Consider the following 20,595-nt stretch of genomic DNA (forward strand, 5'->3'; position numbering starts at 1 on the left):
ACGCAATTATGAAAAAATTATTAATACTATCTTTTATACTTTTAAGTGTCATAAACGTTTCAGCCTGTAAATGTGTATATGAAACATTAGCATACAATTATCATAATTCTGATTTTGCAGGTATTATCAGAATTTTGAAAGTATATGACGAAAACACTGAGAAAAGAACCTATAAAGCAGATATTGAAATTGAAAAAACCTATAAGGGAAAAGCATTCAAAACAATTAATGTAAGTGGCCTGATTGGAAATTCATATTCGGGAGCTTGTGAAATTAATGTACTCCCTGATGAAAGATATCTGATCTTTTTAAATAAAATACAATAACACGTATTCTATTTCATCCTGTACTCCAAAATCAAAACTGGAAAATAAACCCACAAAAGCTGAAAATTTACAGCTTAAAAATCTTTCCGAGGCTTTTACCTACATAGACAATAACAAATTCAGGTTTATGGGTTTACAGTTTACCCGTTGCTATGATGAAACCCAAACTGAATCTAGATCTGATTTATCAAAGATCAGTGGATTCAAACCTAAGCAACCTTTTGCCATCTATAAAGTAAAAATAGATGATACATCAAAAATTCAGGAAATTACTCCTGTTACAACTTTTGGAAGTAAGGATAGTATGATCGAAAATATCCTGAAAACAAAGATGAAAGTCTCCACACCGACATCTTTCTGGAATGCCAACCCAAAAGAAGGTCTACTATTTCTCTCCTATCATAAAGAAAATATAGACAAGCCGTATGGTGAAATCATCTCCTGTGATTAATACTAAAATAAACCCTTCTTCAGAATTTTGAAGAAGGGTTTATTTATCAATTCATTCTTTCCGACCATTGCAGGGCTTCCGGAAGTTCGATATCAGAAAATTCGATGTGAATGACTCTTCTTTTCTTTCCGTTCGTTGTTCTGTTAGAGCCGTGAAGCGTTAAAGGTTTCATCAGCATAATTCCACCTTTTTCTACGTTGCAGATTTCTTCTGTTTCAACAGTCCAGTCGATGGTTTCAGGCCTGTAAATACCTTTTGCGTGAGATTTTGGAACCACTTTCAAAGCTCCGTTATTTTCATCAGTATCATCCAGGTGGATTCTGATGGTATAGATATTTTCCAGAACATTCACCGGAGGCTGCACCGCAAACTGATTCTGTTTGGTTGTCCATGGGCCAAAACCAGGGAGTTCAAGCTTTTTATCTACAGAAATAGTCAGGTCCTGATGATAGGCTACGTACCAGTTGGAAGTTTCGGGTTTATCAAAATAAATACTTTTGACCACAAAATATTTTTCCCCGAATATTTCCTTAACCACTTTCCTGATATTTTCATTGAAAATCAGGTCTTTGATTTCCGGAACTTCTTTTAAAAACTGTCTTATGGCGAACAGATCTTCAGATTTTCTGAAATTTTCTTTTGAAGTGTCTATACTTTGCAGAACGGTGTCTATTTCTTCAAGTTCCTGCTTTGAAAACACATTATTGATAACAGCAAAGCCATATTCTTGAATATGGCTTTTATGATTGTCTAAGTTATTTAAACTCATGAATTGTTTTTAAATTTTGTCCAATGGCTCAGTTAATTGTCCTTCCCATTTTGAAACCGCTGAAGTTGCCAAAGTATTTCCTAACACGTTGGTCATACTTCTACCCATATCACAGAAATGGTCAATTGGTAAGATCAAAGCAATACCTTCCGGCGGAATCCCGAACATTGAACAGGTTGCCACAATGATTACCAGAGAAGCTCTCGGAACTCCTGCAATACCTTTTGAAGTAAGCATCAATACCAAAAGCATCGTGATCTGCTGCCCAAGCGTCATTTCGATTCCATAAATCTGAGCAATAAAGATGGAAGCGAATGTCATATACATCATGCTTCCGTCCAGGTTGAATGAATATCCTAAAGGTAAAATGAATGATACAACTCTACTATTACAACCGAATTTCTCCAGTTCCTCCACCAATTTCGGAAATACAGCTTCTGAACTTGTAGTGGAGAAAGCAATCAACAAAGGCTCTTTAATTCTTTTTAAAAGATCAAAAAGGCGGTTTCCTAAGATAAGATATCCTACCAGTAAAAGAACCAGCCAAAGAACTGCTATCGCAAAGAAGAAATCTCTTAAATAAATAGCATATACTTTAAAAATTTCAAAACCGTTGGTGGCTACTACTGCTGCAATGGCTCCCAATACTCCAAGCGGAGCAAACCACATGATATATCCAACCATTTTAAGGATGGCATGAGCAATGATATCAAAAAGTTTTACAACAGGTTTTGAATATTCTTCCCCTAAATTAGCCAGTGCAACGCCGAACATCACGGCAAATACAACAATCTGTAATACTTCATTAGTGGCAAAGGCTTCAAATAAACTTTTAGGGATCATATGCTTTACAAAATCTTCCATGGAAAAACTTTTGCTGCTTTTAAGAAGTTCATCAGCAGAAGCCACATCCTGAATAGGTAGTTTTGTCACATGTCCCGGCTCCAGCCAGTTAACAAGCATCAACCCGATAAAAAGAGAAACCAGAGAAGCGGAAATAAACCAAAGCATTGCTTTTGTTCCTACTCTTCCGATCATTTTGATATCACTCATTTTCGCAATACCCACTACCAATGTTGTAAAAACCAATGGTGCAATAATCATCTGTACCAATCTGATAAAAACTGTTCCCAGCAGTTTTATATTTTTAGAAAAGGGTTCTGCACTATCCGGATAGTTTACGTGTACAACACCTCCAATTCCTACTCCCAGAAGTAGTGCAATGATAATTGCTATAAAAAGTTTATTCTGTCCTTTCATATATATAGTTCAATTTGCGCAAATATAATGGTTTTTCAATTGGCAGAAGATTTTCTTCAATAGAGATGAATTTTACATTAAGTTTTTAATCAATGAAAATTAAAAACCTGGTTTCGAAAATATTGTAAAAAAATTAAGAAACATTTATTGAATTTTTATTCTTTTGGTACAAATTTTATTATTACATTTGAGTGTATAACAACATTAAAATAAATATACAATATGAAAAAAACTATTGCAATGGCTGCATTAGCTGTAGCTGTATCTTTCGGTGCTATTTCTTGTAAAAAGAAAGTTTCTGATGCCGATCTTCAGACTCAGGCTACAACTATAGTAACTTCTAATCCCAATGCTTCTGTTGAAGTAAAAGAAGGTGTGGCACACTTAAGCGGTACTTTCGCAGATCAGCAGTCTAAAGACGCGATGATTGCAAAACTAAAAGCAATCAACGGAGTAAAAGACGTAATGGATATGTCTACGGTAGCAGCTCCTGCACCTGCAGCACCGGTTGAAACAGCATCAGCTGTAGATCCTGCTGTTCAGAAAAAAGTTCAGGATGCGGTAAAAGATTTCCCTTCTGTAAAAGTTGAAGTTGTAAACGGACAGCTTACTCTTACAGGGAATGTTTCTGCCTTACAGGCAAGAAAAATCAAAGAATCTGTAGATGCTTTGAAAATCGGAAAGTATAACAACAATCTAATCGTAAAATAATTAAAGATGAGCGAATTACAAGATAAATATTCAAGCGTAGTTTCGGCAGCACAGTCTGCAGGAATTTCTAATCTTCAGGTTCAGGAGCAGGACGGAATTCTATACGTTTCCGGAAATGCATCCAATACTGCGGCTAAAGATGCTGTATGGAATGCTCTGGGAGCTATCGATTCTACTTATTCTGCTTCAGATATCAATATTGATGTTCAGGTTGCAGGTCTTGCTTCAGGAGCTTCTTTAACAGTAGCTACGGAAGAGTCTAACCTTAATATCAGACAGGAGCCTTCTACTGAAGCTGCCGTAGTAGGTAAAGCTTCAAAAGGATCATCTGTAACGCTTATTGAGCAGACTTCTGATGACTGGTGGAAAGTGAAAACTGCAGACGGTCAGGAAGGATATGCTTATTCAAGATACTTAAGAGCATAATTTTTATTAAAAAATAATAAAATTTCACAAAAAATGCATAGAAACATCCCAAAACTGGGATGTTTTTATATTTTTACGGCTCTGAAAAAAAAACTAATGAAGAAAACTCTGCTGCTATTGACTTTGATGTTCACAGTCATTATACTGCACGCCCAAAAACTACACATTGACGGAAAAATATCAGATTCTGAGAAGAAACCGATAGAAAATGCGACCGTCTATCTTTTAAAAGTAAAAGATTCATCTATCGTTAATTACACCGCTACCAATAAAGAGGGAAAATTCTCTCTGAAAATTGACGATGTAAAAGAACCTTCCATTCTTAAAATTGATGCTGAGAAGTTATCTTCTTACACCAAAAAATTTGAAAAAATAGAACAGTCGTTAGCCTTGGGAGATATCCAGCTGGAAAAACAAAGTCTGGTAAATGCTATTGATGAGGTAAAGATCACCGTATCTCCCGTAAAAATTAAAAAAGATACAATTGAGTTCAATGCTGCTGCCATTAAAGTAAGACCTGACAGCAAAATAGAAGAGCTTCTGAAGCAGATTCCTGGTGTAGAAATCAGTAATGAGGGAAAAATTACGGTGAATGGAAAAGATGTAGACCAAATCATGATTAATGGTAAACCCTTCTTTGATAAAGATGGTAAAATTGCCCTTCAGAACTTACCGGCAGATATCATCAAAAATATTCAGTTTACCACTACCAAAACAAAGGAGGAAGAACTCAGCGGAAAAACAGCCAAATCGCAGAATACCACCATCAACTTTACGATTGACGAAAAGAAAAATAAAGGTTTGCTGACCAGGCTTACTGTTGGCTACGGCTCCGACAAGCGATATGAAGCAAGCGGGCTGGCCAGCTATTTTAAAGGAGATACAAAAATAAGTCTGTTAGCTTCTTCCAATAACATCAATTCACAAGGATTTTCCAGAGATGAGGTTTTTGACAGTATGGGTAACGGACGGAATGCCTGGATGATGCAGGGAGGAACTGTCTCAACGGTAGGAAATATGACTTATTACACCCAGGGAGGCAGTACAAAAGGAATTCAAAGGTCAACAACCATTGGGTTAAATTATAGTGACAAATTGGGGAAAGATGCTGATCTTGATTCCTTCAGTCTGATGCATTCCGATTCCAATATGGAAACAAGATCCAAAGTTTCAAGGTCTACCCTTCTCCCCAATTATACGCTTCAGACCAATTCTGAAAGTAACGGAGAAAATGAATCCAGGCAATACAGTTTTGATACTTCAGCCAAAATTAAACTGGATTCCATGACCAGTATCTATCTTTCTCCAAGATTCACAAAAAACAGCAGTTTTAATTTTAATAATTCACGCTCATCAACTTTAAATAACGGGAACCTTCTGAATGAAAGCAATACGTATTCAAGTAATGATTCGGAAAGCAATTCATTTAATCCTTATCTCTATTTTTCAAGAAAATTCAGGAAAAAAGGGCGTTCGATTTCAGCGAATATGAGCAGTTCCATCTCTGAATCGAAAAGAGATAACCTGAACCAGTCTCAAAACACGTTCTATCAACCCAGTGGACCAACTGTAGACAACAGGGATCAGTTAGCCAGAAATAAAAATCAGAACAACAGTTTTAATTTCACTGCCGGATATACAGAACCAGTTTCCGATTCTTCAAGTGTAAGTTTTGAAGTAAAGTATGAAACCAGGTCTGCCAGAAATTTGAGAAATGTAAATGATTTTGATAATATAACCGGAGATTACACTAAATTCAATCAGCTTTTATCCAACAATATGAAGCAAAGAATCAATCAGATCTCTCCTGAGTTTACCTACCAGCTTAATAAAAAGAAACTGAATTTCTGGGCGTCCATGAATCTTGACATCTCAGACATGAAAGTAAACTCTATTTATAACGGGCAGCAATATGATATGCAGAAAAATTTTGTACTGCCCCAGTATAATGTAAATCTTAACTATCAGATGGGAGAAGGAAAATATCTGAGTGTTTACAACTACTCCAACTTCAATATTCCTACAGCAGAGCAGCTTACTCCTTATAAAGATGAGTCAAACCCATTGATTACCTATCAGGGAAACCCTGATCTGAAAAATACCTGGATCAATAATCTTTATTTGTATTTCAATAATTATAATAAGGTAAAAGACCTCAGTTACTATTTCAATATTGGTTTTACATACAGAAATAACGATATTATCAATTTTTCCACCTATGATAATGCAGGAAAACAGGTAATTACCTACAGCAACGTAAGTGGAAATAAAAACATCAACGCAGGCGGAGGTTTCAGCAAAACCCTGAAGTGGAAAAACAACAAACTTACCATCAATCCGAGATTCAGCATGGTGTATGCATACAATAATGGTTTTATAGACGGACAGGCTTTTACCAGCAACTCATACAGTCTTAATCCGGGACTTAATTTCACCTATGAAATCAAGGATAAAATTACCATTAAGCCTTCTTACAGACTTGGATACAGTTTTTCAAATTATACCAATTACAATGTAACGAATGTAAATACAGCCAATCAATCCTTAAAGCTGGAGCTGACCAATTATATGCTGCAAGGCAGATTGGTATTTGGAAATGATTTTGAATATAATACCAATTCCAATATTGCTCCCGGCTTTAAAAAGGATTTCTACTTCTGGAATACCAGTCTGGGATATTCATTCTATAAAAAGCAGTTTACCGCAAAAGTGAAGGTCTATGATGTTTTAAATCAAAATCAGAGCGTGAGAAGAACCATCACTGATTCTTATTTTGAAGACCGTGAAGATCTTATCCTGAAACGGTACATCATGTTCTCCATCAGCATGAAACTGAATAAGTTTGCAGGAAAAAAGACACAATAAAGCAACAGTATACTTTTATAAATAGTTTAGATAATGGCCGGATATTTCCCGGCTATTTCTATGAATAGCCTTAATTTCATTACAACTGAAGACGTAATATTCCCCTCCTTTGGAGGGGTGGCGAAAATTCAAAGAATTTTTGACGGGTGGCTTTTGCAACAACCTTTTAAACAAGATTTACGAATAAAACTGTTTTTATTTTTAAATTAGCAGCAAATTTTTTTTATGAAAATCCATATTTCAGTATTATGTATTCTTTTTTTCATTCTTGGAAAGGCTCAGAAAACGGAACAGAAAGATACTTTCGTTAAAGACAATTTCACCAAGAAAGAATTTTATATTCCAATGCGTGATGGCGTGAAACTTTTCACAGCAGTATATATCCCTAAAGATATATCCAACAAGAACAAATATCCTTTTCTGATGCAGAGAACCTGCTACAGCATTGCTCCTTACGGAGAAAGTGAATATAAAACAAAAGTAGGCCCTAACACCTATCTTATGAAAGACAAGTATATTTTTGTGTACCAGGATGTACGCGGAAGATATATGAGTGAAGGTACATTTACCAATATGACGCCGCAGGTAGAACGTAAAACCAAAAAAGATGTTGATGAAAGTACTGATACCTATGATACCATCGAATGGCTTTTGAAAAACGTGAAAGATAACAACGGTAAGGTAGGTCAGTTCGGGACATCATATCCCGGATTTTATACTGCCGTAGGAACTTTGTCACAGCATCCGGCTTTGGTAGCTTCTTCTCCACAGGCACCTATTTCTGATTTCTGGAATGACGATTTTCTTCACAACGGAAGATTTATGCTGGGCTATTTCAGAACATTTCCTGTTTTCGGAATACAGAAAACACAACCTGAAAAGCAGGCATGGTATATGGATTCTTTCATCAAGCAGACTTCTGAAGATGGATTAAAATTCTACAGAGATATGGGTACCCTGAAAGACGGGTATGAAAAGTATTATAAGAATAACTTCTTCATGACAGAAATTATGAATCATACCAACTATGATGAATTCTGGCAGAAAAGAGGTCTTCTTCCTCATTTAAAAAATATCAATCATGCTGTAATGACTGTCGGTGGATGGTTTGATGCAGAAGATCTTTCGGGCCCGCTGAATATTTATAAAACCATCGAAAAAACAAGCCCTAAAGCCAAAAATACCATTGTAATGGGGCCATTCTCCCATGGCGGCTGGTCTCAGGAGCAGGGAAAACATTTTCACAGTGAAACCTATTTTGGAGATAGTATTGCAACCTATTATCAGAAAAATATTGAAACAAAATTCTTCAACCACTACCTGAAAGGCAATACCAAAGAGGATGCAGGACTTCCTGAAGCACTGATGTATGACACCGGTGCTAAAGAATGGAAAGAATTTGCTTCTTATCCTCCTAAAAATGCTCAGAAAGTGAATTTCTATCTGGCGGATAACACCTTAAAAAAATCATCAGGACAAGGTTATTCCGAATATTACAGTGATCCGAACAATCCTGTTTTAAGCTCTGATCATTTAAAAGATTTCAATGGTTTCACTCCGAGAAATTATATGTCGGAAGACCAGAGATTTGCTGTGGGAAGACCTGATGTATTGACATTCACAACGGATATACTCACTGAAGACATTACTTTTGCCGGAGAGATCATGGCTAAACTGAATATTGCTTCCACTTCTACAGATGCCGATTTTGCAGTAAAACTGATTGATGTATATCCGGAAGATTTCAAACCTGCAGAAAAGAAAGAAGGCGTTATCTACGGAAACTATCATCAGATGGTAAGAAGTGAAATTATGCCTGCAAGGTTCAGAAATACAAAAGAAAAGGGAGAGGCGCTTGTTCCTAACCAGAAAACGGCTGTTAATTTCAGACTTCAGGATGTGGTTCATACGTTCAAAAAAGGACATAAAATCCAGATTCAGATCAGCAGTACATGGTTTCCACTTTTCGCCATTAACCCGCAGAAGTTTATGGATAATCCAAATTTTGCCAATAAAGAAGATTACACTAAGGCATTCATCAAAGTGTATGATGACAGCTCCATTGAAGCTGATGTTTTAAAATAAATTGAAAAGCTGTTCGTCTGAACAGCTTTTTATTTTTGAAGATCTGAAGTTTTTTTTAGGTTTTGGCTAAAGCCGGATGAATTGGTTCTTTTGTCTATGTGGGCTAAAGCACACTCCTATTAATGGATATGATAAGCGTAATCCTCTAAAGTCTGTAAACGACTTGCCATTAGATAAAGCATCATTGGGACTCCTTCGGAATAACAAACGTTATGGATAAAATTTCTCTTAAATACTAGTCTTCAATGGTTCTGAAGGTCAGGTTTACCCTGGGAGTTTTCACTTTTGTAGTGGGTGGAAGCCTGTGAAGCCAGTGATCCTGTGTAGTTCCTTTCATAATTAATAAACTTCCGTTTTCAAGAAATATTTCAACTTTTTCTTTGGTTGTTTTATGTTTAAATAAAAACTTTCTTTCTGCTCCAAAGGTCAAAGAAGCAATGGCTCCATGTTTCTTAAGGTCTGTTTCACCATCGCTGTGATAAGCCATGCCTTCACTTCCGTCATGGTATAGATTAAGCAGGCAAGAATTGTAGGTTTCGCCAGAAACTTCTTCACATTTTTTCTTCAGTTCCAGTAATTCGGGAGTCCAGAATCTGGCATATTTTGTTCTTTTCGAATACGTATATTCAAATGCTTTCTCTCCAAACCAGGCTACTTTTCTTTTGGTTAAAATCAGTTTTCCAAATATTACAGCCTCATCATTCTCCCATGGAATCTGATTGAACAGATAATCATAATAAAAATCAGATTGTTCTTTTGAGAAAACCTTGCCATAATAATGAACGGTTCCATCGTGTGGAAGGATATTCAGTGGATAATCTGATATTTCTTCGAAGAGACTCATCATAGTTTTTTTTAATTAAATGCTTTTATATTTAAACACAAATAACATCAATGTTTTTCACAAATGACACGAATTTTCACATCAATAGAAATAGACTTTAGCCAAAACTTAAATTTAATATTTTTCAACCGCAAAAAGGCACAAATGCTTGTTCACTAAACACAAATGGCACCAATGCTTTTCACTAATGACACGAATTTTTATATCAATAGGAATGGGCTTTAGCCCATTTAACAAAAATAATCTAATCCATTGGCTTTAGCCAAAACTTAATAATAGATTACGAGTAAATATGTGAGCCCTCCCAACCTACAATCAACTGTTTCCTATCACTTCCCCATCGGTAACCGCCGAGGTGTCCGGTAGACTGAATCACGCGGTGGCAAGGTATCAGAAAGGCAACCGGGTTACTTCCAATAGCTGTTCCTACTGCTCTGGATGCTTTAGGATTTCCTATTTTTTCAGCCAGGCTTCCATAGGTTGACAGTTTACCCATAGGAATCGTCAATAAGCTTTCCCATACCTTCAGTTGAAAATCGGTTCCTTTTAAGTGTAATTTTATAGTATTGAGTTTTGTCCAGTCTTTATCGAATATGGACAGTGCATTCTTCTGAAGTGCATCCTGCTGCTCAATAAAAGAAGCATTAGGGAACTTTTGTTTCAGTTCCCCGAATGCTTTTTCTTTATCGTCTTCAAAAGCCATATAGCAGATTCCTTTTTCTGTAGAAGCTACTAGTATATTCCCGAAAGGGCTTTCGGAAAAACTGTAATGAATATTGAGGCTTTTTCCTCCGTTTTTATATTCTGCCGGAGACATTCCTTCTATTTTCACAAACAGGTCATGAAGCCTGCTGGTGCTTGAAAGTCCTGTCTCATAGGCGGTATCAAACAAACTTGCTTTTTCTTCCTTCAATAAATTCTTAGCATGTTCAAGACTGATGAACTGTAAAAATTTTTTCGGACTCGTTCCTGCCCAATCTGTAAAGATCTTCTGGAAATGAGCCGGACTTAAGTGAATATTCTCTGCCACTTCCTCCAAACTTGGCTGAAGCCTGAAATTGCTCCGGATATATTCTATCGCTTTGGCAATTCTGTTGTAATCTATCTGACTTTGTGTGGACATTGTATTATGATTTTACCTCACAAATTTCCAAAGAATATACGGCAGAAAAAATCCGATTCTTGCGGAATATTAGTTGTTGTTATAAATATCGTAATAAGCAAGCATTTTGTAATATAACTTCGCAGATAAGAAAGCAGTTGGCTTAGCCATTGGAGAATCCATTAACTCTACAATATCAAACGCTACTACGTTACATTTTTCAAATACTTTTCTTAATAATTCCAACGTTGGATACCATTGTAATCCACCCGGCTCAGGAGTTCCCGTAGAAGGAGCGATGGAAGGATCGAAAGCATCTAAATCAATCGTGATATAAACGTTTCCTGATACTTTCTCCAGTACATCATTGATCCAGTTCTCATTGTTAGCAATTTCGTGAGCAAAGAATACTCTTCCTTCCGGCAAATATTGTGCTTCTTCAGCATCCATAGAACGGATTCCCACCTGTACTAAGTTATGTTTTTGGTTAGCTTCAAAAACCGCACAGGCATGGTTTGAAGTAGAACCGTGAAACTCAGGACGTAAATCTGTGTGAGCATCTAACTGAAGAACGGTTAAATTTTCAAATTTTTCTCCTACCGCACGAATAGAACCGATAGAAACAGAGTGTTCCCCACCAAAAAGAGTAAATAATTTACCTTCATTGTTCAAAAGCTCTTTGGTTTTCTGATAAACCGCTTCCGTCATTGCTTCCGGGGAAGAATTTTCAGACACTTCTCCTGCTAAGTAAACTCCCTGAAGGTAAGGTTCTGTTTGTGTTTCGATATCGTAAAGCTCCATATTTTCAGAAGCATTTAAGAATAATTCAGGACCTTTATCAGCTCCTTTTCCCCATGTTGAAGTTCCATCGTAAGGAACGGTTACCAACATTACTTTCGAATTCTCTAGCGTTGCATTTTCCTCGGGAATTCCTGCGTATGTTTTCATATATAATTATTAATTAAAAAATTAAATGATTGAAAGATTAAATGATTCCACAAAGATACAAAATAGTACCTGAGTTATAAGTGATGAACGGTTTGTTATGAATTTTTAACCTTATCCTGACTTTTCAATTTTAAATCCTTTAATGTTTAAATTTTAAAAGTTATTTTTGTATAAAACTCCTGATATGCCTTTAAAAGCTGTTCTCTTCGATATGGATGGTGTCATAGTAGATACAGAACCATTGCATAGAAAAGCCTATTTCAAAACATTTGACGAACTGGAAATAGCAGTTTCTGAAGAACTGTATACCTCTTTTACCGGAGCTTCTACCAAAAGAGTTTCTGAAACTTTGATTAATGAATTTAATTTAGATCAGACTTACGAAACAATCGCAGGAATCAAAAGATCTCATTTCAAGGATTATTTTTACAATGATGAGGAATTTGATTTAATTCCCGGAGTAAGAAAACTGATCGAGCATTATCATGAGAATGGGATAAAACTTATCCTGGCGTCTTCTGCTACAATGGTAACGATCAATATGGTTTTTGAGAAATTCGGGTTGGAACCCTATTTTAGGGGGAAAATCAGCGGCGCCGATTTAAAGGAATCAAAACCTCATCCTGAAGTTTTTCTTCTGGCCGCTGAAATGGCTGGAGAACCTGTTGAAAACTGTATGGTGATTGAAGATTCTACCAATGGAATTCTTGCTGCACACCGTGCAAAAATCTTTTGTGCAGCATACAGAAGCCCACATTCAAAAAATCAGGATTACACTTTGGCAGACACAGTAGTTTCTGATTATGAAGAATTAGAACTGGATAAAATTTCAAAATATTTTTAAATAAAAAGCTCTCAGATTTTTCTGAGAGCTTTTGTTTTGTATAAGTTTTGGCTAAAGCCAATTGACTTTTCTATTGATTGTAAAGGGCTAAAGCCCATTTCTGAGGATCATAAAATTATTTATACCCAAGAAGCTTCAATACATCTTCCGGTTCCTGCTTTTCACGGAAAATCTCGTACTGTAATTCACCGTTTTCATCTTTCTGAATCAGAACGTGTCTCGGCTGAGGCATCAGACAATGGTGAACTCCGCCATAACCACCGATTGTTTCCTGGTAAGCTCCGGTATGGAAGAATCCGATATACAGAGGTTTTGTATCACTGAAAACAGGTAAATAAATGGCATTGGTATGCTGTTCGGAATTATAATAATCGTCCGAATCACAAGTCAGCCCTCCAAGGAACACTCTTTCATAAGTATCTTCCCAACGGTTAAGCGGAAGCATGATGAAGTGTCTTGAAATGGCCCATGTATCAGGAAGAGTGGTCATGAAAGAAGAATCAATCATATTCCATTTTTCTCTGTCGTTCTGACGTTTCTGAGAAATGATTTTATAAAGGTTGGCCCCGCTTTCCCCTACGGTAAAGCTTCCGAACTCAGTATAAATATTAGGTTCCTCTACTCCTTCTTCTTCACAGAATTTCTTGATCTGAGAAACGATTTCTTCCACCATGTACTGATAGTCATAATCGAAATTCAAAGAAGTTTTGATTGGGAAACCTCCTCCGATGTTCAGTGAATCCACTTCCGGAGCGATTTTCTTCAGACGTGCATATACACGAAGACATTTATACAATTCGTTCCAGTAATACGCCGTATCCTTAATCCCTGTGTTGATAAAGAAATGAAGCATTTTCAGTCTTGCATTCGGGTGTTCTGCAATTTTCTGGCTGTAATAAGGAATAATATCTTTATATCCGATACCTAATCTTGAGGTATAGAATTCGAACTTCGGTTCTTCCTCCGATGCAATTCTGATTCCGATATCAAAAGTAGAATCAATACTTTCCGTAAGCTTATCCAGCTCTCTGTAATTATCAAGAATCGGAGTAATATTTTCAAATCCGCTGTTGATCATATCTGAGATTTTGGCCAGATAATCATCGGTTTTAAAACCATTACAGATCACCTCAATATTCTTATCTACCTTACCTTTTTCATATAGAGATTTTACAATATCCATATCGTAAGCAGATGATGTTTCTATTGAAATATCATTCTTCAGGGCTTCTTCCAATACGAAATTGAAATGACTGGATTTTGTACAGTAACAGTAGGTATAATTCTTTTTATATTCGGTTTTCTCAAAAGCTTCTTTAAACCAGCCTTTCGCTTTCTGAATATTTTGAGAAATTCTCGGCAGGTAGCTAATCTTTAGCGGGGTGCCAAATTGTTCAACCACATCCATCAACGGAATATCGTGAAACAACAAATTGTTCTCAGAAACATTAAATTCCTCCGTAGGAAAATATAATGTCTGATCAATAAGTTCCGAGTACTTTATTTTCATTTCTAAACAAGTGAATTAAGAAATGCAAAATTGCTAAAAAAGTTTCATTTTTAGGTGTTAAAATTATTATAATTTTAAATTAACACCCGATATTGAATCTCAGAAAAATTTACATCTGATAATCAATAGGTAAACTTCTGAATATATTCATTTCTTTTGGTATCTGAAATCCCCAATACCTGCTGGATATAAGCATCTGCAGAGCCATACTTTTTATTGATCTCTTCAAAAGCCGCATCAAGGTATCTTTTTTCTACCCAGCTCAGCTTTTCCAACACCTGTAAATCCATCTTCGGATAAAGGAAATGTAACCTGTTGGCAAGGCGGAGTCTTTTCTGAACAAGGTCTTTTCTGTAGTTGTTGGATAAAAGATAATCGTTGTAAATGGTTTCCTTATCAAATTTCAGAATGGTAAGGATCAACGCTGTAATAATCCCGGTTCTGTCCTTACCGGCAGTACAGTGGTAAAGAACAGGGTCTTTGGACTCCAACACCTCGGTAATAATCGTTTTTATGGTTTCGGGATTTTCCGTAACATATTCACGGTAAAAATCGATCATCCTTTTATCCGCATCAGACGCGTTCACTTTACCTTTAAGGACCAGTTTTTTTGCCTGGGACAGCTGATCGCCTTCATCTTCAAACGCTGAATATTTCTTATATGTGTTTTCTGCAGGAATCTGATCAGGTTTCTGAGCGATTTCCTTTGAATTCCTGAGATCAATAATTTCTCTGATTCCCAATTCATCAAACCGGTCAAAAGATCTCTTTTTAAGCTTATGAAGATGGGCACTCCTGTAAAACCTTCCTTCTTTTAACGTTCTTCCTTCCGTATTTTTGATATTTCCTACAGTCCGGAAATTGGTTACTTTCTTAAGGTGAATTACTTTTTCAGTTTCATTTTTTCCATATTCCGGCTTTCCAAAATGCTGTGTTTTACAGGATAAAATGCAGCATAATGAAATAGTGAAAACTGATATTCTTATGAATGTATTCAAATGTTAAATTTTGGATAAAGCCAGTTGATAGATTGCAGTAAATTATAAATAATCCGTTCCTATAAAAATCAACAGATCTCCTTTTTCATATCCGATAACAACTTCGTCTTCAACGGCGAAATTCCGGGTTCCAATTCTTGAAATAATGGATAAATTTTCATTTTCCAACGGCCAGTTTAAGCCTTTTGTTACAATATTTTCTGCTACAGGAAAGGGATATAAGGAAATCATTTTATTTTGTACTCCTTCTACTTTAAAGTTTTTGGGGATAAAATAATATTCTGAATATTCATCATAAAACTTCAGTTCCATACGATCTTTGAATGCGTAGGCAACTGTAAGGTTTCCCAGAAAATGGTCCTGTTCTCCCCCGCTTCCACCAAAAATATCAACTTTATTTACGCCTCTTTCAAGGATTATATCCAAAGCTTTATAAAAATCTGTTTGATTCTGATCCGGAGTGTGGATAAATTTTTCGTCATAAATATTTTCATCAGACCCGGAATGCGAGTCAAAATCCCCGGATATAAAATCCAGCCTGTCCATAGGAAATCCCATTCTTTTCAAATAATGAAAAGCGCCGTCTGTACACGCTATCAATCCATAATTATTAAGATCGGGTAATGATTTTGGAGCATCTCCGTTGATGAAAAGTAATGCTTTATCTTTCATTCGGGTTCCAGTATTCTTCCGGTTCGTTGTTAAGTTTTGAGATATATCTAGCCAACACGAAAAGATAATCTGAAAGTCTGTTTAAATATTTGATCAATTCAGGACGTACTTCTTCAGATTCATTCAGGAAAACCAATGAACGTTCCGCTCTTCTGCAGATTGTTCTTGCTGCATGCAAAAAAGTGGCAGGTTTTCCTCCTCCGGGAAGAATAAAATACTGAAGCGGTTCCAGCTTTTCATCGAAGGCGTCCATCCATTGTTCAAGTTCTTCAATTTCTGTTTCTGAAATGATGATCGGAAGGCGTGATTTTCCGTTGGCCAACATTAGCTTATCCACAGGCGTTGCTGCTTCTGAGCCTACTGTAAATAAATCAAACTGGATCTTTTTCAGTTGTCTCAGCACTTCTTCATCTTCAATATGACTTTTTGCTATTCCAATGAATGAATTCAGCTCATCTATATTTCCATAACTGTCTACTCTTGCACTGGCTTTGGAAACTCTTGTTCCGCCGTACAATGCAGTCTGACCTTTATCTCCTGTCTTAGTATAAATTTTCATAGGACTAAAATACCTTTTTTTATACAATGTAAAAAGTAAAATGTCGTAATAGATCCCTATCCTATCTGAAAAAAATAAAACTGACATTAGAAATTAATGTCAGTTAATATTTGCATAGGTAGGTTTTATGTCTTTTGAGTTACTTTTTCTTTCAGATTAAAAAGTATAATTGACATTGAGCTGAAAAGTGGTTCCATTAAATCCGAACTGGTTTACTTCCCATGGATATCTGAACCTTCCTCCCAAATCTGTTACTACATCCCCTTTGCTGTCTATTACATCCGGATATATATTAAATAAATTGTTTACAACTCCTGAAACTTTAAAATCATTCGTGATTTTATAAGTTAAAACTATGTCTGTAATTACCTTACCGGAAAACGTCTGATCTTTGGCAGGATCAGTAGCGTGCTGCCAGGTAACAGAACCAAAGTAAGTATTGTTTAAGTTAAAATTAAACTTTGAAATATCATATGAAAGACTGAGGATAGTTTTTGTTTTTGGCCTTGCAGAGATAATTCTGGATTGTTCCTTTCTGTCAAAAAAGTTTTCTGAGTAACCATTTTGAGCCAAAATAGGCGGAACGGCAATATTATCTACTATTTTAGTTTCGTTATAATTGAAAGCAGCAATAATTCCCAACCTTCCTTTGCCAATAGCAGAAGTATAATAATTGGCAACGAAATCTATTCCCTGAGTAACTGTATTTACAGCATTGGTGAAAAATTTCAGGGAAGTTATTTTATTATTGTTCAATATGACTTCCACAGGATTGGTCAGATCCGGACTTCCCGGAGCACCGGTTTTGTAACCTATATCCCCTGAAAAAAGCACCCTGTCTTTAATTTTTATTCTATAATAATCTGCTGTAATAGTCAGGTTTTTAAAAGGTTTTACAGCTAATCCTCCGGTAATATTAAAGGCTTTTTCAGCATTTAATTTTGGTACACCAAGATCAGATCTTATAATTTGGGAGTCATTATTAAAGGTACCCTGATTAGCTACTGTATTCCCGGTAATTTTGGTCTGAACATTGGAATAGTAAATCTGGTGTAATGAAGGAGCTCGGAACCCTGTAGAAACAGATCCACGGAAAACTAACTTATCATCCAGCAATTTATATCTTGCATTTCCTTTCCAGGAAACATTATTTCCAAAATCACTGAAGTTTTCATATCTCACAGTTCCTCCAAACAAGAGGTTTTTGGTAACATCCCATTCAGCATTTATATAAGCCCCGATGTTCTGACGGTTTTTATTGACTTCATTCTGAGGCTGCAGTCCCGGAAATGATTCCGCACCGCTTCCTATGTAAGATGCTTCTTCTCCTGCTTTCGCCTGATAGTTTTCATTGCGCACTTCAGCTCCGGCACCTAAAACAAACGAGCCAAAATCCCGGCTGATATCTATATTCCCTATAATATTACTGAACTGATGGCCACCTGCTTTAAAACGGGTGGGTGAATTTGCTCCCAAAGATACATTAATGGTATTTCCTACCACATAATCTACTGCATTAGAACCAAATGTTGCACTCCCGTCAAAACTCCATTTTCCAAACATCCCTTTCCATCCGGAAGTTAAATTATAATCATATACATCTGTTTTAAATTCCGGCTGAAATCCATTGTAAGGCTGTCCTTTTGGTGTTAACAAACCAAAATCGGAAGTTACCCAATAAGGTGTTCGATATAAGCCGTAACTGGTCCCATTTCTATAGGTTGTACCACCAAAGGCATAAAATTTACCCGTTTCACTGGTTGGCAATTCAAAATTTACAAACATATTGGCAACTTTTGTCTGCGGCTGCCCAATGATCATCCCTAAACCGGGATTAGCCTGCGTCCAGGCATTATCCACGCCAAAAAGTTCATCTTTTGTAACAGAACCTGCGCGGTTTGTTTTATTTTGGGATGAAAAACCTAATGTAAGGTTCAGGCTTCCGTTTTTTGCTACCCTGATTCCTGTATTAAAATCTGCTCCGATATTAAATCCGTCTCCTTTTGAAGTAATCCCTGAAAAAAGATTGACCGTGCTTTTTCCAACACTGTTCTTAAGAATAATATTGATTACGCCTGCAATAGCATCAGATCCGTATTGTGCAGATGCTCCATCCCTCAAGACCTCTACGTTTTGTAAAGCTGCTGAAGGAATACTCTTCAGATCTGTACCTACTTCACCTTTTCCCGGCGTATCGTTTACATAAATAAGAGCACTTTGATTTTTTCTTTTATTATTCACTAAAACTAATGTTCTGGAAGGCCCTAAACCTCTTAAGTCTGCCGGGTCAAAATGAGCCGTAGCGTCAGAAACAGTTTGTTGAGATGAATTAAAAGATGGAACAGCATAGGTTAAAGCTTTGTCAAAAGTAGTTTGTCCTGTAGATTTTAATTGTACAGCAGAAATATTATCTATAGGAATAGCTGAGGTAATGATGGTTCTTGGCTTGGTTCTACCCGTGGTAACCACAACCTCATCTATTTTATTTTGTTTTATGCTGTCCTGAGCATATCCCATAGCACCAGCTCCGCTTAATACTAATGCATAAATTTTACCATTAAATAAATTCTTTTTCATGTTGATTATTAAATATTCAATAAATCTAATAAAAAAATCAACATTAATCATAAAAATAAAATATATGATAATAATTCCATTTCATATTTACTAAAATCATACCATTTCGTTAAAATAATAATTAATCCACAAAACATAAAGTGATTTATTAATAACATGAAAAAAAATAAATCAATATTATCTTATTTGTATAAAAAAATCAATTACTTAACATCAGAAATAAATATGATTTTACTTGTTCTGATAAGTAATTTTCAACGGGCTGAGGTTGCTTCGCTTATGGCTTGCAATAAATGGGAATAAAAAATGGCCGGGAGAAACCGGCCATATCCAAATTATTTATTTACCTCTACGTATTGTATGATGGTCTGATTTTTTGGGTTGTAGATAATGGTACTACTGTTAGGAAATCTTTTCAGCTTATAATACCGGATGTTTTTATCGGACTTAATATCTTCAAGAATTTTGGCATCAAAGGTATTGTCAGGCAGGAATTTTGACAGAAAGCTTATTTTATCTATAATACTTTGTCCGTCAATCTTACGGGCAGTTTTATCAGATTTACTTTCATCAGAAGTGGGCTGCGCTTCTAAAAACGGCAGTAAAACAGCAATATCCGCTTTGTATTTAAAGATATAACCTTCCGGTCTTCCCGGAATTTTGATCTTTTTTCCTTTCTCTTCGGAAATAATGTCTACTCCTGCACCCGGAAAAACAGTGTTAAACTTAACGTCTTCGGAATTAATTAGAGAATTCACAGATTCATTGACTGTCTTTTTCACTGTTTCTTCTACAGCCTGCTGTGCTTTCTGCTGTACGGTTTCGGTTGTTTTCTGAACAGTCTGGTCTATTTTCTCCTCAATCTTATTGCATGATACTAATAAAAAAGTGGTGATAGCAGGCAAAATATACGTCTTCATAATTCTAATAATAGCAATTTCTTTATTAATATCCTTTCTTTTTAACGGAAAAGTGGTCAGGATATTTTTAGCAAAGAAAAAAATATTTTTTTAATCCCTGAAATCCTACTGACAAACTGTTGTCATTGCTCCATCTTACCTTTGTATCAACAACAAACAAAAACAATAATATTATGACAACTACAGCCACAGCCACTAAACAATTTATGACCACAGATCAGTTATTAAAAGACTGGCAGGGACACAGAAATCTTACAAGAAGAGTAATCGAAGCTTTTCCTGAAAAAGAATTATTTGAATTTTCTGTCGGAGGGATGAGACCTTTTGCAAAACTTGCCACTGAGATGATCAGCATTGCAGGTCCCGCTTTGAAAGGAATCATTGAAGGAAATATGGAAGGTTATAATGAAGAAGGCTTCAATCCTACTTCTAAAGAAGAGCTATTAAAAAAATGGGATGAAGAAACAGAAGTGATCAATCACTATTTCAATCAGATTTCTGAAGAGCGTTTCCAGGAAGTATTCAACCTTTTCGGACAATATGAATTCCCGGTGTATGAAAATATTCTTTATTTCATTGACAATGAAATCCACCACCGCGGTCAGGGATATGTTTACCTAAGAGCTCTAGGTATTGAACCGCCATTCTTCTGGGAAAGATTCTAATAAAAGTAAAAAGGTAAAATTGCAAAAAGCTTAATTGTAAGAAAATCTGCCTATTTTATTAAT

At 36.0% G+C, this 20,595-nt stretch carries 19 protein-coding genes; 8 read left to right on the forward strand and 11 right to left on the reverse strand.

What is annotated here, in order from left to right:
* Positions 1-8 precede the first annotated feature (8 nt).
* Positions 9-326, forward strand: coding sequence for a hypothetical protein (locus EL165_RS10935; protein ID WP_126358624.1), 318 nt, complete (start codon positions 9-11; stop codon positions 324-326).
* A gap of 127 nt (positions 327-453) precedes the next feature.
* Entirely contained in the window at positions 454-777 is a 324-nt protein-coding gene (locus EL165_RS10940) for a hypothetical protein (RefSeq protein ID WP_002977202.1), read from the forward strand.
* A gap of 46 nt (positions 778-823) precedes the next feature.
* On the opposite strand, the gene EL165_RS10945 is transcribed toward EL165_RS10940, so the two are convergent.
* Both EL165_RS10945 and EL165_RS10950 read right to left on the reverse strand, forming a co-directional pair.
* Positions 824-1,546, reverse strand: a complete 723-nt coding sequence (locus tag EL165_RS10945) for a phytanoyl-CoA dioxygenase family protein (RefSeq protein ID WP_002977200.1) — start codon at positions 1,544-1,546, stop codon at positions 824-826.
* 9 nt (positions 1,547-1,555) lie between these two features.
* On the reverse strand, positions 1,556-2,806 hold the full coding sequence (locus tag EL165_RS10950; protein WP_002977198.1) for a dicarboxylate/amino acid:cation symporter: 1,251 nt from the start codon (positions 2,804-2,806) through the stop codon (positions 1,556-1,558).
* A gap of 222 nt (positions 2,807-3,028) precedes the next feature.
* On the opposite strand from EL165_RS10950, the gene EL165_RS10955 reads away from it, so the two are divergent.
* From EL165_RS10955 to EL165_RS10970, 4 genes are all read left to right on the forward strand, one after another.
* Positions 3,029-3,517 (forward strand): BON domain-containing protein, encoded by a 489-nt coding sequence (locus EL165_RS10955; RefSeq protein ID WP_002977195.1) that lies wholly within the window; start codon positions 3,029-3,031, stop codon positions 3,515-3,517.
* Positions 3,518-3,523: 6 nt separating this feature from the next.
* On the forward strand, positions 3,524-3,943 hold the full coding sequence (locus tag EL165_RS10960; RefSeq protein WP_002977193.1) for an SH3 domain-containing protein: 420 nt from the start codon (positions 3,524-3,526) through the stop codon (positions 3,941-3,943).
* A gap of 96 nt (positions 3,944-4,039) precedes the next feature.
* Entirely contained in the window at positions 4,040-6,808 is a 2,769-nt protein-coding gene (locus EL165_RS10965) for a TonB-dependent receptor (protein WP_041461630.1), read from the forward strand.
* Positions 6,809-7,033: 225 nt separating this feature from the next.
* Positions 7,034-8,893, forward strand: coding sequence for a CocE/NonD family hydrolase (locus tag EL165_RS10970; RefSeq protein ID WP_002977188.1), 1,860 nt, complete (start codon positions 7,034-7,036; stop codon positions 8,891-8,893).
* A gap of 235 nt (positions 8,894-9,128) precedes the next feature.
* Here EL165_RS10970 and EL165_RS10975 read toward each other — a convergent pair whose 3' ends face one another.
* The 3 genes from EL165_RS10975 to speB all read right to left on the reverse strand — a co-directional run bounded on the left by EL165_RS10975 (position 9,129) and on the right by speB (position 11,787).
* Positions 9,129-9,737 carry an alpha-ketoglutarate-dependent dioxygenase AlkB family protein gene (locus tag EL165_RS10975; protein ID WP_041461629.1) on the reverse strand — a complete coding sequence of 203 codons (609 nt, stop codon included), beginning with the start codon at positions 9,735-9,737 and terminating at the stop codon, positions 9,129-9,131.
* Positions 9,738-10,017: 280 nt separating this feature from the next.
* The gene (locus EL165_RS10980; RefSeq protein ID WP_002977184.1) at positions 10,018-10,860 is read right to left on the reverse strand and encodes a bifunctional helix-turn-helix domain-containing protein/methylated-DNA--[protein]-cysteine S-methyltransferase; all 843 of its coding nucleotides are present in this window, start codon (positions 10,858-10,860) and stop codon (positions 10,018-10,020) included.
* 69 nt (positions 10,861-10,929) lie between these two features.
* Positions 10,930-11,787 carry an agmatinase gene (gene speB, locus EL165_RS10985; RefSeq protein ID WP_002977181.1) on the reverse strand — a complete coding sequence of 286 codons (858 nt, stop codon included), beginning with the start codon at positions 11,785-11,787 and terminating at the stop codon, positions 10,930-10,932.
* Positions 11,788-11,971: 184 nt separating this feature from the next.
* On the opposite strand from speB, the gene EL165_RS10990 reads away from it, so the two are divergent.
* Positions 11,972-12,631, forward strand: a complete 660-nt coding sequence (locus EL165_RS10990) for an HAD family hydrolase (protein ID WP_002977179.1) — start codon at positions 11,972-11,974, stop codon at positions 12,629-12,631.
* Between the two features lie 115 nt (positions 12,632-12,746).
* Here EL165_RS10990 and EL165_RS10995 read toward each other — a convergent pair whose 3' ends face one another.
* From EL165_RS10995 to EL165_RS11020, 6 genes are all read right to left on the reverse strand, one after another.
* Positions 12,747-14,141 (reverse strand): type III PLP-dependent enzyme domain-containing protein, encoded by a 1,395-nt coding sequence (locus EL165_RS10995; protein ID WP_002977177.1) that lies wholly within the window; start codon positions 14,139-14,141, stop codon positions 12,747-12,749.
* A 122-nt stretch (positions 14,142-14,263) separates the two neighbouring features.
* Positions 14,264-15,139: a tyrosine-protein phosphatase gene (locus tag EL165_RS11000; protein WP_002977175.1), complete on the reverse strand. Its 876-nt coding sequence runs from the start codon at positions 15,137-15,139 to the stop codon at positions 14,264-14,266.
* Between the two features lie 42 nt (positions 15,140-15,181).
* Positions 15,182-15,811, reverse strand: coding sequence for a thiamine diphosphokinase (locus EL165_RS11005; protein ID WP_002977172.1), 630 nt, complete (start codon positions 15,809-15,811; stop codon positions 15,182-15,184).
* Positions 15,801-16,370 carry a cob(I)yrinic acid a,c-diamide adenosyltransferase gene (locus EL165_RS11010; protein ID WP_041461407.1) on the reverse strand — a complete coding sequence of 190 codons (570 nt, stop codon included), beginning with the start codon at positions 16,368-16,370 and terminating at the stop codon, positions 15,801-15,803. Before EL165_RS11010 ends, EL165_RS11005 begins: the two co-directional genes overlap by 11 nt.
* A gap of 156 nt (positions 16,371-16,526) precedes the next feature.
* Entirely contained in the window at positions 16,527-18,947 is a 2,421-nt protein-coding gene (locus tag EL165_RS11015; RefSeq protein ID WP_002977168.1) for a TonB-dependent receptor plug domain-containing protein, read from the reverse strand.
* Positions 18,948-19,282: 335 nt separating this feature from the next.
* Positions 19,283-19,867, reverse strand: a complete 585-nt coding sequence (locus EL165_RS11020) for a hypothetical protein (RefSeq protein WP_002977166.1) — start codon at positions 19,865-19,867, stop codon at positions 19,283-19,285.
* A 173-nt stretch (positions 19,868-20,040) separates the two neighbouring features.
* On the opposite strand from EL165_RS11020, the gene EL165_RS11025 reads away from it, so the two are divergent.
* Complete coding sequence (locus EL165_RS11025; RefSeq protein WP_002977164.1) at positions 20,041-20,532, forward strand: DinB family protein; 492 nt, start codon at positions 20,041-20,043, stop codon at positions 20,530-20,532.
* Positions 20,533-20,595 lie beyond the last annotated feature (63 nt).

Source organism: Chryseobacterium gleum (genome assembly GCF_900636535.1).
GTDB lineage: Bacteria > Bacteroidota > Bacteroidia > Flavobacteriales > Weeksellaceae > Chryseobacterium > Chryseobacterium gleum.

Excerpts from the sequence above, each read along its gene's own strand:
- speB (WP_002977181.1), bottom strand. The coding sequence starts at position 11,787 with ATGAAAACATACGCAGGAATTCCCGAGGAAAATGCAACGCTAGAGAAT.
- EL165_RS11005 (WP_002977172.1), bottom strand. The coding sequence starts at position 15,811 with ATGAAAGATAAAGCATTACTTTTCATCAACGGAGATGCTCCAAAATCA.
- EL165_RS10975 (WP_041461629.1), bottom strand. The coding sequence starts at position 9,737 with ATGAGTCTCTTCGAAGAAATATCAGATTATCCACTGAATATCCTTCCA.
- EL165_RS11010 (WP_041461407.1), bottom strand. The coding sequence starts at position 16,370 with ATGAAAATTTATACTAAGACAGGAGATAAAGGTCAGACTGCATTGTAC.
- EL165_RS10935 (WP_126358624.1), top strand. The coding sequence starts at position 9 with ATGAAAAAATTATTAATACTATCTTTTATACTTTTAAGTGTCATAAAC.
- EL165_RS11020 (WP_002977166.1), bottom strand. The coding sequence starts at position 19,867 with ATGAAGACGTATATTTTGCCTGCTATCACCACTTTTTTATTAGTATCA.
- EL165_RS10980 (WP_002977184.1), bottom strand. The coding sequence starts at position 10,860 with ATGTCCACACAAAGTCAGATAGATTACAACAGAATTGCCAAAGCGATA.
- EL165_RS10960 (WP_002977193.1), top strand. The coding sequence starts at position 3,524 with ATGAGCGAATTACAAGATAAATATTCAAGCGTAGTTTCGGCAGCACAG.
- EL165_RS11015 (WP_002977168.1), bottom strand. The coding sequence starts at position 18,947 with ATGAAAAAGAATTTATTTAATGGTAAAATTTATGCATTAGTATTAAGC.
- EL165_RS10940 (WP_002977202.1), top strand. The coding sequence starts at position 454 with ATGGGTTTACAGTTTACCCGTTGCTATGATGAAACCCAAACTGAATCT.
- EL165_RS10995 (WP_002977177.1), bottom strand. The coding sequence starts at position 14,141 with ATGAAAATAAAGTACTCGGAACTTATTGATCAGACATTATATTTTCCT.
- EL165_RS10965 (WP_041461630.1), top strand. The coding sequence starts at position 4,040 with ATGAAGAAAACTCTGCTGCTATTGACTTTGATGTTCACAGTCATTATA.
- EL165_RS10955 (WP_002977195.1), top strand. The coding sequence starts at position 3,029 with ATGAAAAAAACTATTGCAATGGCTGCATTAGCTGTAGCTGTATCTTTC.
- EL165_RS10970 (WP_002977188.1), top strand. The coding sequence starts at position 7,034 with ATGAAAATCCATATTTCAGTATTATGTATTCTTTTTTTCATTCTTGGA.
- EL165_RS11025 (WP_002977164.1), top strand. The coding sequence starts at position 20,041 with ATGACAACTACAGCCACAGCCACTAAACAATTTATGACCACAGATCAG.
- EL165_RS10950 (WP_002977198.1), bottom strand. The coding sequence starts at position 2,806 with ATGAAAGGACAGAATAAACTTTTTATAGCAATTATCATTGCACTACTT.
- EL165_RS10990 (WP_002977179.1), top strand. The coding sequence starts at position 11,972 with ATGCCTTTAAAAGCTGTTCTCTTCGATATGGATGGTGTCATAGTAGAT.
- EL165_RS10945 (WP_002977200.1), bottom strand. The coding sequence starts at position 1,546 with ATGAGTTTAAATAACTTAGACAATCATAAAAGCCATATTCAAGAATAT.